Origin of the sequence: Comamonas testosteroni (genome assembly GCF_030505195.1) — a bacterium.
GTDB lineage: Bacteria > Pseudomonadota > Gammaproteobacteria > Burkholderiales > Burkholderiaceae_C > Comamonas > Comamonas testosteroni_G.
In genome coordinates this window covers 3766953-3780974 of the sequence record NZ_CP129672.1, presented here as the reverse complement: position 1 = coordinate 3780974, position 14022 = coordinate 3766953, and the positions used below count along the sequence as shown (strand labels likewise).

Below are 14022 nucleotides of genomic sequence, written 5' to 3'. Positions count from 1 at the left end.
GTCCACAGCGCAATCCGGGCACACTGCAGCCATGGCGGCAGTGAAATTCTCTCCCACCCTCCCTCCCAGTCTTGCCGAAGCACAGCGGCAGAGCTCCGCAGGCCCTAGCTCCAGCATCGGGCAGACCGGCCTGTTGCTCAGCGGCGGCGGCGCCCGGGCTGCCTACCAGGTCGGCGTGCTGGCCGCCATCGCCGAGCTGCGCCGCGCTTGCGGTCTGCAGCATGGCCCCAATCCCTTTCCAGTGCTTGCAGGCACATCGGCAGGCGCCATCAATGTCGCAGCCCTGGCTTGCCATGCCGATGCCTTTGACAGCGCAGTGCGGCGCATGCTGCATGTCTGGGGCCATATGCATACCGAGCAAATCTACAAGGCCGACTCGCTCAGCGTGCTGCGCAGCGGCGCACGCTGGCTCACGCTGCTGTCGCTGGGCTGGGCGCTGGCCCGCTGGAGCCGCATGCGCCCTCGCTCGCTGCTGGACAATGCTCCGCTCAAGACCCTGATGAACAGCGGCCTCATGCCTTTCGAGCGCATTCCACAACTCATCGACAGCGGTCATCTGCACGCCCTTGCCATTACCGCATCCAGCTACAGCAGCGGTCAGCACATCACTTTCTTTCAGACCCGCGAGGCCCTGAGCCCCTGGGTGCGCGACCAGCGCAAGGCCGTGCAGACCCTGCTGAGCGCCGACCACCTGCTGGCCTCGTCAGCCCTGCCCTTCATCTTTCCCGCCATGCCGCTGCCCATGGACGGACATCTCGAACATTTCGGCGACGGATCCATGCGCCAGACTGCGCCCCTGGCACCAGCGATTCATCTCGGTGCCAGCAAACTGCTGGTCGTCGGCGCGGGCAGACGCCACGAGCCTGTGAGCAGCCAGCCGCAGGTCGATGCCAGCTATCCCACTCTGGCCCAGGTGGCCGGGCACGCGCTGTCCAGCATTTTTCTGGACACGCTGGCTGTGGACATAGAGCGTGCCGAACGCATCAATCAGACGCTGAGCCTGATTTCTCCGGCCGAGCGCATCCACAGCCGGCTGCGCCCTATCGAGGTACTGGCCATCACCCCCAGCGAGCGCATCGACGATATTGCCACGCGCCACATCGACAAGCTGCCGCGGCCGGTGCGCACCCTGCTGGCCACGCTGGGCGTGCGCGCCGACACGGGCAACCCCATGCGCGATGGCGCGCTGGCCAGCTACCTGCTGTTTGAGCAAGGCTATACCCGTGAACTGATAGCACTGGGCCGCAAAGACGCGCTGGCCCGAAGTGAGGAGCTGTGCGCCTTCCTGGGTTGGCCTCAAGAATGTAACAAATGTTGATGATGCGAAAGAAGGCCGGCAAATGATGCGTGAGACACTTTGCACGATCTTCATCATCTTTGCGACAGCCGCCTAGTGACTCCATCCCCACAGCCCATCCGCGCTTCCAAATCGCTCAAGCTTTCGCTGATCCTGCCTTTTGTTGCCCTGATTGCGCTGCTGACATCGGCCCTGGGCATGCTCTGGTACTGGACCGGCAGCAACACGGTGTCCGCCTTGTCCGGGCAGGTGATGGAAGAGAAAGCCGAGCGTATCGCGCTGATCGTGGATCGCCACCTGTCCCCCTCCAGCGCCGTGCTGGAAGCTGCGTTCCCCAGCGGCCAGCCCGTAGCTGCCGATATCCGCGAACATATTCCCGACCTGATCTCCCGGCTGTGGGTGGCGACCTCGCTGCATACCCAGCCCAATGACTATGTGTACTACGCCAATATCGCGGGCCAGGGCATTGCGCTGAAGCGAGTGGCCCCAGAACTGGGCCAGCTGCGCCTCAAGACTCAGCCCGGGGAGCACCGCAGCTACTTCAAGGTCGCCGGCATGCATTCCAAGCCGATCTACGAATCCACCGAAACCAATCTGTTCGAGCCGCGCCAGCGCCCCTGGTTCAAGCTTGCTGCGCAGTCGGCCGATGTGATCTGGACTCCTGCCTATATCGACTTCAGCGCCAAGGACCTGGTGCTCACGCGCGCACGCCGCATTCTCTCCAGCAAGGGCAGTCTCGAGGGTGTGGTTGCCACTGATATTTCGCTGCACGCGCTCAACGAATTCGTCAACCAGCTGCACCTGAGCGAACACGGCCGCGCCTTCATCATCGAGGCCGACGGCTCCCTGATCGCCGCCACCGGCATGCCCAACATCCACCGGCGCGAAGACGGCAAGCTGGAGCGCATGACCGCCACCAACAGCCAGGACCCGCTGATTCAGGCGGTGTACGACAAAATCCAGGGTGCCTTCCAGTCCTCGCTGTCCAGCGACGCCCTCGGCACGGCGCTGCTCGAAGATGACAGGCACAACCCTATTCGCATTGCCTACCGGCGTCTGAGCAATGGAGCCGGTCAGGACTGGATGGCCGTGGTGGCCGTACCGCACAAGGACATGCTGGCCGGCGTCTACCGCCATATGGCCCTGGTGGGCAGCCTGGGCTTGCTGGCCCTGGTCGTGGCCGTCGTCATCGGCACCCGCATCTTCGGCGCCGTGGCCAACGATATGCGTTCGCTGACCCGCGCCGTACGCAGCGTGGGTCAGGGCGAAATAGACACGCCGATCGAAGTGCAGCGCCGCGATGAAATTGGCGAGCTGGCCCACAATTTCCACCGCATGCGCCACAGCCTGTTTACCGATCCACTGACCGGAGCCAGCAACCGCAGCGCACTGCAGCATATTCTGACCACACTCACCCGCCCCCTGCCCGGCCAGAGCATGGCCGCCCCATTTGCCCTGCTGTTTGTGGACCTGGACCGCTTCAAGCCGCTCAATGACCGCTGGGGCCATGACAACGGCGATCTGGCACTGGCCGAGATCAGCCTGCGCCTGCGCAATCTGCTGCGCCCCGACGATGTCGTTGCCCGCCTGGGCGGTGACGAGTTCATCCTCATCCTGCGCGGCGTCAGCGACGAGGATCAGGTTCAGGCCGTGCGCCTGAAGATAGAGCATGCGCTGCAACAGCCGCTGAGCACGCTGCAAGGCATTCCCGAGGGCGAAGCCGTGACCGTGGGCGCATCCGTGGGGCAGGCGCTCTATCCCAGAGATGCCCAGGATGCACAAAGCCTGCTCAAGGTGGCCGACCAGGACATGTATCGCAACAAGAAGCCTTCGGTCGGCTGAGCGCAGACTCGGCTATAGCTTCCAATTCAGGAGCTACTAACGCTTTACATATATACAATTAACATTGTTTTCATACTGAAAACAATATATAGACTGCGCAACTAGCTACAAAAAACAAAGCAACCATCGTTGCCGAACGATCTCGGCGGGCGCTGCCGCAAAACCCGCGCCCGCAGCCTGGAGCCAAGCCCTTCTAGAATGACGGGTTCTCTGTGAAAGCTGTTCCCTCATGACCGCACGCAAACTATTCGTCACCACCGCCCTGCCGTACGCCAACGGCAACTTCCATATCGGCCACATCATGGAATACATCCAGGCCGACACCTGGGTGCGTGCGCAGCGAATGCAGGGCAATGCGGTCAACTTCGTGGGCGCCGACGACGCCCACGGCGCGCCCATCATGATTGCCGCCGAAAAGGCCGGCAAGACGCCCCAGCAGTTCGTGGCCGACATCGCCGCCGGCCGCAAGCAGTACCTCGACGGCTTCCACATTGCCTTCGACAACTGGAGCAACACCGACAGCGCCGAAAACCACGAGTTGTCCAAGCAGATCTATCTGGACCTGAAGAAGGCCGGCTTCATCGAAACCCGCACCATCGAGCAGTTCTTCGACCCCGAGAAGAACATGTTCCTGCCCGACCGCTTCATCAAGGGCGAATGCCCGCGCTGCCACGCCAAGGACCAGTACGGCGACAACTGCGAAGTCTGCAGCTCGGTCTACGCGCCCACCGACCTCATCAACCCGTTCTCGGCCCTGTCGGGTGCCACGCCGGTGATGAAGTCGTCCGAGCATTTCTTCTTCAAGCTCTCGGACCCTCGCGCCGTGGAGTTCCTGACCGAGTGGACGCAGAACGGCAAGCATGTGCAGCCCGAAGTGGCGGCCAAGATCAAGGAATGGTTCGGCGTGCGCACCAACCCCGACGGCTCGACCTGCGAAGGCCTGGACGACTGGGACATCAGCCGCGACGCGCCTTATTTCGGCATCGAGATTCCCGACGCTCCGGGCAAGTACTTCTATGTCTGGCTGGATGCGCCCGTGGGCTATCTGGCATCGCTCAAGGAACTGCTCAACAAGCGCGGCGAGGACTACGAGGCCTATATGGCCGACCCCGCTCTGGAGCAGTACCACTTCATCGGCAAGGACATCATCACCTTCCACACGCTGTTCTGGCCTGCGATGCTCAAGTTCAGCGGCCGCAAGACGCCGACCAGGATCTGCGTGCACGGCTTCATGACCGTGAACAACGGCGAGAAGATGAGCAAGAGCCGCGGCACCGGCCTCGACCCGCTCAAGTACCTGTCGCTCAAGATGAACCCCGAGTGGCTGCGCTACTACCTGGGCGCCAAGCTCAACGGCAAGAACGAGGACATCGACTTCAATCCCGAAGACTTCATGCTGCGCGTCAACTCCGACCTGATCGGCAAGTACGTGAACATCGCTTCGCGCGCCGCGGGCTTCATCAGCAAGCGCTTTGACGGCAGGCTGGGTCAGGTCAGCGAAGACGGCCAGACCCTTCTGGCCGCGCTGCGCGAGCAGCAAGCCGCCATCGTCGCCGCCTACGAGGCCCGCGACAGCGCCCGCGCCGCACGCGAGATCATGCTGCTGTGCGACAAGGTCAACAGCTATGTGGACGCCAACAAGCCCTGGGAGCTGGCCAAGAAGGAAGGCATGGATGCCCGCCTGCACGATGTGTGCACGACCTGCATCGAAGCCTTCCGCATCCTGACCATCTACCTGGGCCCCATCCTGCCCGGCGTGGCCGCAGAAGTCGCCAACTTCCTCATCGTGCCCCCCGAGAGCTTTGCCGACGTGGTCAAGCCCCTGGGCGCAGGCCACCAGATCGGCGTCTACCAGCATCTGATGCAACGCGTCGATCCCAAGCAGCTCGAAGCCCTGTTTGAAGCACCCGCCGGTCAGGCAGCCCCTGCCGCCGAACCCGCCAAGGCCGAGAAGAAGGCTGCCAAGAAGGCCGAGCCCGTGATCGACCCCAACGCCCCCGGTGGCGAGCCGCTGGCCGAGACCATCAGCATCGACGACTTTGCCAAGGTCGATCTGCGCATCGCCAGGATTCTGGAATGCAAGTCAGTCGAAGGCTCGACCAAGCTGCTGCAGCTGACGCTGGACGTGGGCGAGAAGGACGACAACGGCCAGCCCAGGACCCGCAATGTGTTCAGCGGCATCAGCAGCATGTACCAGCCTGAGCAGCTGCAGGGCAAGCTGACGGTGATGGTCGCCAATCTGGCACCGCGCAAGATGAAGTTCGGCCTGTCCGAAGGCATGGTGCTGGCCGCCAGCCACGCCGACGAGAAGGCCCATCCCGGCATCTATGTGCTGGAGCCCTTCCCCGGCGCCATGCCCGGCATGCGGATTCATTGATCCCACCTATGATCCCCCCTGAGTCGCCTTCGGCGCCTTCCCCCCGGGGGGACGACAGCCTCGCGGCGGGGCGGCGGGGCCGCCTTAGGCCCTTGCTCGCAGCCCCCGAGCTGAGCTCTGCCCTTTGCATGCTCCGCAAGCCCCCGCGCTTCCCGGCCCTGGGGGCTTTATGCTTCAGCCTGGCGCTCTCGGGCTGCACCGTGATCGCCGTCACCGGCACCGCCATCAGCGTGACGGCCGGGGCCGTGGGCCTGGCCGCCGATGCCGCCATTGGCACGGCCAAGATCGTGGGCAAGGGCGTGGGCAAGGCCGCTGATGCCTTGATGGATGAGGCCCCGCCCGATACCAGCGGCGTGAATATTCGCTACCGCGATCCGTCGGCCACCGCTGCTGCAGCGGCAGAAATGCCGGCAACGACCGCCAGCCCCACACCTGCCGCGCCCTCTGACGGGCTGCCGCCGCAATACTGACGAACCGCCCGCATCGGTTCACGGAAAAACGCCTTGTGCTACACATTAGATAGCACAATACGGTTTTTTCATGCCCTGGCGCGCCCCGCAAGCACAAGCGCAGCGCATAACTAAATAACCAATAACTTCCTGTTACACCACCGGGATATTGAGCTTGTCAGGACCGGTCCACTTTCTAGAATCCGACTCCATCAGCTCTGCCTGCTCCGCCCCTGCCCAGAAGAATGCTCGACATTCGCCACACATAACAAAGGCCGCGCACATTCAGGCATTGAAGTCATAAATCCCCCGCGCGGCCTTGCGTGGGGACAACGGGAGGCCCCATGCGATCGAACCCCTTGCTCACTTCAGCGCGCTCTGCGCTATGGCTGGCTTTTGCCCTGGCAGCGCCGCTGCCCGGCCTGGCCAGCGCTGCCGCCACCTCCTTGCGTGTGCAGGATGTGGCCGTGCTGGCCGCCAGCTGCGCCAACTGCCACGGCCCGGACGGCCGCTCCACGGGCGTCATTCCCCAGCTGCGCGGCCTGCCTGAGGCCCATCTGCTGCAGCGCCTGCAGGCCTTCAAGGCCGGCACCGCCAAGGACGCCACCGTCATGACCCGTCTGGCCAAGGGCTACGACGATGAGCAACTCAAAGCGCTGGCCCAGTGGTTCAGCAAGAAGGGCCCGTAAATGCAGATCAATCGTCGTCAAATTCTCGGCGGTGCCGCCGCCGGAGCAGCCAGCTTCGCCATGCCCGCCATCGTGCAGGCCAAGGCAGCCTCGGCCCATGTGGTCGTGATCGGCGGCGGCTTTGGCGGAGCCACGGCCGCGCGCTATCTGCGCCAGTTCGCGCCGCATATCCAGGTCACGCTGGTGGAGCCGGCCGAGCGCTTCTATACCTGCCCCTTCTCCAATCTGTACCTGGCCGGCCTGCGCAGCTGGGACAGCATTGGCCACGACTACGGCGGTCTGCGCAAGGCCGGCGTGAACGTGGTCCACGCACGGGCCGACCAGGTCCTGAGCGACTCCAGGCGCGTGCTGCTGTCCAACGGTCAGGCGCTGAGCTATGACAAGCTGGTGCTCTCGCCCGGCATCGACATGCGCTGGAATGCACTGGAGGGCTATGACGAGGCGGCCGCGCAGCTCGCCCCCCATGCCTGGAAGGCCGGAGCGCAGACCCAGTTGCTCAAGAAGCAGCTCCAAGCCATGCCCGATGGCGGCAAGTTCGTGATGGTCATTCCTGCCAACCCCTTCCGCTGCCCGCCCGGCCCCTACGAGCGCGCAGCCATGGTGGCCCACTACCTCAAGCAGCACAAGCCGAAGTCCAAGATTCTGCTGCTGGACGACAAGGATGCCTTCTCCAAACAAGGTCTGTTCATTCAGGGCTGGAAGGCACTCTACGGCGACATGATCGAATGGGTCAAGCAGGCCGATGACGGCAAGGTCACGCGCGTGGATGCCAAGAACCTGGAAGTGGAAACCGCATTCGGCACCAAACACAAGGCCGATGTGCTCAACGTCATCCCGCCCCAGAAGGCCGGCTTTATCGCCGACCGCGCCGGCGTGACCAACGCCAGCGGCTGGGTGCCCGTCAAGCCAGAATCCTTTGAATCCACCCAGCTCCAGCATGTCTATGTGCTGGGCGACGCCACGATTGCCGCGCCCATGCCCAAGTCGGGCTTTGCCGCCAATACGCAAGGCAAGGTGGCCGCTGCCGCGATTGCCGCCGAACTGAGCGGCAGCCCCCTGCCTGCGGCGGCCTTTGCCAACACCTGCTACAGCCTGATCGGCACCGACTACGGCATCTCCGTGGCCGGCGTCTACCGCTCGGCGGCGGGCAAGCTGATCGAGGTGCCCGACTCCGGCGGCGTGAGCCCCATGAACGGCGATACCGCCTTCCGCAAGGCCGAGGCCGACTACGGCGCAGCCTGGTACAAGTCCATCAGCGCGGATATCTGGGGTGGGTGAATAGAGGCTTCCCCCTGAGGCGCTGACGCGCCTTCCCCCTTCTCTCGTAGCGCTTCGCTTGCGGGAAGGGGGACGCCGGCTTTGCTGCGGGGCGGCCCTTGCTCGCCAGCCCGAGCGAAGGCTCACGCTTCATGCGTCTGGTGCCAATCTCTGCCACCCGCCCTCATCTGCTTTATTGAACGACTGATATGCTGTTGTGGTCTGTTTGTTTGCCAGCCCTGAGGCGCTGACGCGCCTTCCCCCTTCTCTCGTGGCGCTTCGCTTGCGGGAAGGGGGACGCCGGCTTTGCTGCGGGGCGGCCCTTGCTCGCCAGCCCGAGCGAAGGCTCACGCTTCATGCGTCTGGTGCGAATCTCTGCCACCAGCCCTCCTCTCCTTTATTGAACGACTGATATGTTGTTGTGGTCTGTTTGTTTGCCAGCCCTGAGGCGCTGACGCGCCTTCCCCCTTCTCTCGTGGCGCTTCGCTTGCGGGAAGGGGGACGCCGGCTTTGCTGCGGGGCGGCCCTTGCCTGGTCGCCCTCCCCAGCGCGTCCCAAGCCGGCAGCAGCCGTATTTCAAGGCGGCGCTGCCGCTTGCCTTGCTTGAGTCATCGATATGTTGTTGTGGTCTGTTTTTTTGCTGGGCATGGCCTTCGGCGTCGCCGCGCGGCTGGGGCGTTTCTGTCTGCTGCGCGGGCTGCGCCAGCAAATGGGGCTGGACGCGGAAGCCGCGCCCGGCCAGGCGCCTGCATTGCAGGCCTTTGCCCTGGCAGTGGCCGTGGCCTTGCTGGCCTCGCAGGGGCTGCAGGCTCTTGGAATGCTTGATCTGGGCCAGGCCGCCATTGCGCGGCCCAGCTTTTCCATGGCTGGCGTGCTGATTGGCGGTTGGCTGTTCGGCATCGGCATGGTGCTGGCCCGCGCCTGCGGAGCACGCTCTCTGGTGCTGCTGGCAGGGGGCAATCTGCGCTGCCTGGTCACCGTCGTGTTTCTGGCGCTGGGCGCGCAACTGGCCATGACCGGTGTGCTGACGCCTGTGCGCCTGTGGCTTCAGGCCCTTAGCCCCCTCACGCTGGCTCATGCCACCTTGCCCGCCTATCTGTCTTCCGTGAACGCATGGCTGCTGACGCTTGGGCTGGCCTTGCTGCTGCTGGCCTACGCCCTGCTGCTTCCCGGCCTGCGCCAAAGCCGCTTGCAGTGGGCCGGTGCGGTGCTCATAGGCCTGCTGGTGGCTGCCGGCTGGTGGCTGACTGCGCATATCGGGGTCGATGAGTTCGAGCCGGCCAGACTCACCTCGCTGAGTTTTATCGGGCCGATTGCCGAGACCCTGCTCTATCTGCAACTGTCCGTGGGACGCGATCCCGGCATAGGCCTGGCGCTGACGGCGGGCGTGCTCGCCGGCGCATTTCTCGCAGCCCTTGGCAGCCGCACGGCGCGCTGGGAAGGCTTTGACTCCACCAGCCGCCTGGCTGCCAGCGCCGGTGGCGGCCTGCTGATGGGCGTTGGCGGCGTGCTGGCCGCAGGCTGCTCCATCGGCCAGGGGCTGAGCGGGCTGTCCACGCTGTCGCTGGCCAGCTTTGCGGCCGTTGCCGGCATCCTGCTCGGAGCGCTTCTCAGCCTGCGCCTGCTGCGCCAGCAATAGCGCTGGCTTCGCTTGGGTATTCACCGATTCCGGATCAGGGCCTGATCCTAGAATCTCCAGCCACCAGCTCTGCTTGTGCCGCGTGTCGGCTCAGAGGCAATCCCATCGCACTGCGCCCAAGCTTGCTTCCCCCTTCCCCGAATCCGAGGCCTTGATCAGGCCCCATTTCCATGACAGGAACAATGCTCATGCAACGTCGCCATTTCCTCTGGACTCCGCCCGCACTCGCTCTGGGTGCCGCTGCCGGCCCGGCAATGGCTGCCCCCGCCATCATCAGCAGCCAGTCGCCCATCCTGCCGCGCAAGGGCAAGGGTCCGCGCATCGTGATCTGCGGCGGCGGCTGGGGCGGCCTCACGGCGGCGCGCTATCTGCGCGAGCTGATTCCGGCTTCCGATGTCGTGCTGCTGGAGCGCAATCCGACCTTCTGGTCCGGCCCCATGAGCAACAAGTGGCTGGTGGACATAGTCGGCACGGACTTCGTGAACCGCGACATGCTGCACCCGGCCAACAAATACGGCTACACGCTGCTGCAGACCGAAGTCACCGGCTTCGAGCGCGACAAGAAGCTGGTGCGCACGGCCCATGGCCTGATCGAGTATGACTTCCTGATTCTCTCGGGCGGCATCCGCAACGACTACGAGGCCTGGTTCGGCAACGACCAGCGCGCCATCGAATACACGCGCACCCACTTTCCCAACGCCTATATTCCGAATCAGGAAATGCTCTCGCTCAAGAGCAAGGTCAAGAACTTCAAGGGCGGCACGCTGGTGATGACGCTGCCGCCTCCGCCGCATCGCTGCCCGCCCTCTCCCTATGAGCGCGCCTGCCTGATCGCCTGGCATATCAAGAAGAACAAGATTCCCGGCAAGATCCTGATCCTCGACCCCAAGCCCAAGATCGCCCCCATCGGCGTGGGCTACAAGCAGGCCTTCGAGGAGCTGTACGCAGACATCATCACCCATGTGCCCAATGCCGGCGTCAGGGAGGTGGACCCCTTCAACAAGCAGATCAAGACCGCCGCGGGCGACTTCAAGTTTGACGATGCCATCCTCATGCCGCCCCACCAGGCGGCCGACATGGTCTGGAAGGCCGATCTGATCGGCAAGGATGCGGCCACCGGCAAGCCCACGGGCTGGGCCGATATGCACAACCGCCTGTTCCACGCCAGAAGCGACGACCGCGTGTATTTCGTCGGCGATCTGATGGGCGCGATCTCGCCCCAGTTCGGCCACTACCCCAAGAGCGGCCATGTGGCCAATTACGTCGGCAAGATCGTGGCCCGGAACATTGCCGAGCGCGTGGCCGGCAAGGAGGTCGTGGCCCGGTTGCCCGACAACCTCTGCTACATGATGGTCAACGGCGACCCTCAGGAGGAAATTTCGGTGAAGTTCGAATACGAGGTGGACGCCAGCGGCCAGGTCAACCAGACCCAGATCGACATGGATGTGCGCACCTCCGATCTGGTCCAGGAAGACTTTGCCTGGATCAACGGCAAGTTCGGAGATTTCCTGGGCACTTAAATCTCCCCCTGAGCGGCTTTGCCGCTTCCCCCTCTCTCTTCGGGAGGGGGACGACGCCCTCGCCGCGAGGCGGCTCTTGCTTGGCGTCTCTCACTTGGAGCCGGTGTGAGTTTTGAAGTTTTGTTAATTGGATTGAAGAGAAGCAATGTTCAAGAACACCACCCGTAGAAGCATGGTGCTGAGCGCGGCGGCAGCCGGGGCCAGTCTGGCTCTGCCCGCATCGGCTCTGGCGCAAGCCAGCAGCGCGGCCAAGACTCCGCTGGTCGGGCCACTGGCGCCGAACCCGGCCGAGTTCAGGAAGAACATGGAGCAATTCACGGGCGGCAAGCCCGGCCTGGCCGAAGGCCTGCAGCTGGAGGTTCCCGTGCTGGCCGACAACCCCAGCGCCGTTCCCGTCAAGGTCAAGGTGACGCTGCCCATCACCGAGCAGGACTGGTGCGAGGAGATCATCGTGCTGGCCGAACTCAACCCCTCGCCGCTGACCTGCCGCATGCAGTTCACGGCTGCGGCCGGAACGGCCGAGGCGGCGGTGCGCATACGCCTGTCCCAATCGCAGACCGTGTATGCCCTGGCACGCATGAAAAGCGGCAAGATACTGGTTGCCAAACAGGCGACGACCGTGGCCGCCAGCGGCTGCGGCATGTGAATCTGGAAACACCCCCTGAGTCGCTGCGCGCCCTCCCCCCTCTGTTGTGACACGCTTTGCGTGGCCGAGGGGGACACCGCCCGCGCGGCAGGGCGGCCTTTGCGCGGCGGCTGCTGGCCCAGGCCCACTTCTGGTTCGGGGCGTAGCTGCATCCACATTCACGACGGATGCCTGAACTGAAAGGAATTTTGATGAGTAAACCACCCCGCGTCTGGGTCAGCAATGCCAACCCCAAGAAGGGCGAAGTGCTGCGCGTGCGCGCGCAGATGGAACATGTCATGGAAAGCGGTCTGCGCACCGACCCGGCCACGGGCAAGGTGCGTCCGCGCAATATCGTGAGCCGTTTCGAAGCCCGGCTGGGCAACGCCTTGCTGTTCAGCTGGGAGCCTGGCATCTCGATTGCGCAGAACCCCTATATCGAGTTCACCTTTGTGGCCCGGGAAAGCGGCGAGCTGCAGATGCAGTGGAAGGACGAGCAGGGCCAGACGCTGAGTGCCCAGAAGACGATCAGCGTCGCCTGATGACAAGCCCCATGAAAAATGGCTCCCCGCGCCTGCCCACCAGGTGTGGCTGCGGACCCTCCTTAAGAGGGCCTAGGCGGGCCCGGCGTTTTCATCTTGGGGCGGCCCTGCGATGAAAAAGCCCCGCCCGGTTTGCACCGGAGCGGGGCTTTTTCATGGATGACAGGCCTCAGTTGCCCTGATAGCGGCCTGGACGATGGCTGATCCACAGAAACATGCTCATGATCACCGCCGCAAGCACCGAATACGCCACGCGCTCCAGCGGCACGATGGCCAGCGCCAGCAGCACCACTGTGCAGTCGATCGTCATCTGCACCTTGCCGGCGCGAATGCCGTAGCGGTCCTGCAGATAGAGCGAGACGATGGTGGCCCCGCCCAGACTGGAGCGATGCCGTGCCAGGAACAGGCAACCCGATCCCATGAGCAAGCCGCCAGCCACGGCCGCATAGAGCGGATTCAGGTAGTCGATATGGATGAAGCGCGGGCCCACATCGGCCATCAGTGCCAGCATGGCGACCGAGATGAAGGTCTTGACCGTGAACTCCGCGCCCATGCGCTTCCAGGCAAACCAGTAGAACGGCAGATTGATGACAAAGAAGACGGCACCGAAAGGCAGTCCCGTCACATAGTGCAGCAAGAAGGCCACGCCCGCCGTGCTGCCTGTGAGCAGTCCCGCCTGCGCAAACAGCATCATGGTGATGGAGACAAACAGCGAGCCCGTGAACAGGGCCTGCGCGTCCTCGAAGCGGCCATGGCGCAGGCCCGAAGTGGCCGGTGCAGCAGCAGCGGGGGCATCCATGCGGCCGGCCAGAGCAGAGCTGGCCGAAGAAGATAGCGGTGTGGACATGTCGGGTAAGACAGCAAGATTGATGCCCATGATCTCGATAAAGACCGGGGCGTGCCGGTGCGGATAACACCGGGAAACCCCTTAATTTTACGGATGGACTCATGCTGTATGCACATGATTTGCTGCAACGCAACAAATCTCGAAGGGGAATTTCGGAAGTCCCTCCACCAAGAATTTCAAGCTTTTCGGCCTCCATCGCTCACGGCTAAAGCACTACAAGCTATCAATTCAGAAGCGATCCAGCACGCCCGTCACCCACGTATGCGCGCAGGCCTGCCTGTCAAGATGCAAAAAAGCCCCGACTGCACCATCGCAGGCAGGGCTTTGAGCCGATCCGGCCGCTTGGCGGCCGCTCAGCCGCGCGACTCGTCGGGCAGGCGTTCGCGGTTCAGCGTGCGCAGCACCCGGCCATCGGAGCCAAAGGTCACCGTGAACTGCATCTCGCGCGTGGGCGGATCGATGTAGTTCCAGTCCCAGTCGGTTTCCTGCTTGAGCTTGTAAGTCATCATCTTGGCGGGCTTGCCCAGCATGCGGCGCACCTCGTTTTCCTCCATGCCGGGCACGATCCTCGCAAACACATGCGGAGCCAGCACCTGGCGCAGCGCACTCATCTTGCCGTCCTCGCCTATGGTGATCATGTAGTTCCTGGCACCGGCCGGCTGGCGGTTGTACTCAAAGGTGCGCGAGCCATCCTCTTCGTTCCAGATGCGTTCGGGCTCGCCAAACTTTGCGCGCACATCGGCCTCGGTGGACAGGCCCTCCTCCAGCTCCTTGATCTTCTGCTCGTCGCACCCCAGCAGCGCCAGGGTGCTGATTGCAGCTGCCGCCAGGGCCGCCGTCACACGGGAAAAAATATTCATGGACTTGAATCACAATGCTTGCCAGACAGAATGCGAATTCTGACAGCAAGCCACCCGCGCGCACGCGCCACTTTTGCA

Annotated in this window: 12 protein-coding genes; 10 read left to right on the top strand and 2 right to left on the bottom strand. The window is 63.7% G+C overall.

Annotated elements, in window-relative coordinates:
- The first annotated feature begins 31 nt into the window (after positions 1-31).
- The 10 genes from QYQ99_RS17425 (at position 32) to soxZ (ending at position 12237) form a co-directional block, all read left to right on the top strand.
- Positions 32-1318, top strand: a complete 1287-nt coding sequence (locus tag QYQ99_RS17425; RefSeq protein WP_302089301.1) for a patatin-like phospholipase family protein — start codon at positions 32-34, stop codon at positions 1316-1318.
- Positions 1319-1393: 75 nt separating this feature from the next.
- Complete coding sequence (locus tag QYQ99_RS17420) at positions 1394-3139, top strand: sensor domain-containing diguanylate cyclase (RefSeq protein WP_302089300.1); 1746 nt, start codon at positions 1394-1396, stop codon at positions 3137-3139.
- A gap of 229 nt (positions 3140-3368) precedes the next feature.
- Positions 3369-5516 carry a methionine--tRNA ligase gene (gene metG, locus QYQ99_RS17415; protein ID WP_302089299.1) on the top strand — a complete coding sequence of 716 codons (2148 nt, stop codon included), beginning with the start codon at positions 3369-3371 and terminating at the stop codon, positions 5514-5516.
- 128 nt (positions 5517-5644) lie between these two features.
- Positions 5645-5986 (top strand): hypothetical protein, encoded by a 342-nt coding sequence (locus QYQ99_RS17410; protein WP_302089298.1) that lies wholly within the window; start codon positions 5645-5647, stop codon positions 5984-5986.
- Positions 5987-6324: 338 nt separating this feature from the next.
- Complete coding sequence (locus QYQ99_RS17405; protein WP_326999608.1) at positions 6325-6654, top strand: c-type cytochrome; 330 nt, start codon at positions 6325-6327, stop codon at positions 6652-6654.
- Entirely contained in the window at positions 6655-7932 is a 1278-nt protein-coding gene (locus QYQ99_RS17400) for an NAD(P)/FAD-dependent oxidoreductase (protein ID WP_302089296.1), read from the top strand.
- Positions 7933-8527: 595 nt separating this feature from the next.
- On the top strand, positions 8528-9550 hold the full coding sequence (locus QYQ99_RS17395) for a YeeE/YedE thiosulfate transporter family protein (RefSeq protein WP_302089295.1): 1023 nt from the start codon (positions 8528-8530) through the stop codon (positions 9548-9550).
- Positions 9551-9738: 188 nt separating this feature from the next.
- Positions 9739-11070, top strand: coding sequence for an FAD/NAD(P)-binding oxidoreductase (locus tag QYQ99_RS17390; protein ID WP_302089294.1), 1332 nt, complete (start codon positions 9739-9741; stop codon positions 11068-11070).
- Between the two features lie 145 nt (positions 11071-11215).
- On the top strand, positions 11216-11716 hold the full coding sequence (locus QYQ99_RS17385; protein ID WP_302089293.1) for a thiosulfate oxidation carrier protein SoxY: 501 nt from the start codon (positions 11216-11218) through the stop codon (positions 11714-11716).
- 191 nt (positions 11717-11907) lie between these two features.
- Positions 11908-12237 carry a thiosulfate oxidation carrier complex protein SoxZ gene (soxZ, locus tag QYQ99_RS17380; RefSeq protein ID WP_302089292.1) on the top strand — a complete coding sequence of 110 codons (330 nt, stop codon included), beginning with the start codon at positions 11908-11910 and terminating at the stop codon, positions 12235-12237.
- 169 nt (positions 12238-12406) lie between these two features.
- On the opposite strand, the gene QYQ99_RS17375 is transcribed toward soxZ, so the two are convergent.
- Together QYQ99_RS17375 and QYQ99_RS17370 are read right to left on the bottom strand one after the other, a co-directional pair.
- Positions 12407-13114 carry a YitT family protein gene (locus QYQ99_RS17375; protein WP_302089291.1) on the bottom strand — a complete coding sequence of 236 codons (708 nt, stop codon included), beginning with the start codon at positions 13112-13114 and terminating at the stop codon, positions 12407-12409.
- A gap of 323 nt (positions 13115-13437) precedes the next feature.
- Complete coding sequence (locus QYQ99_RS17370; protein ID WP_302089290.1) at positions 13438-13944, bottom strand: outer membrane protein assembly factor BamE; 507 nt, start codon at positions 13942-13944, stop codon at positions 13438-13440.
- Between the last annotated feature and the right edge of the window lie 78 nt (positions 13945-14022).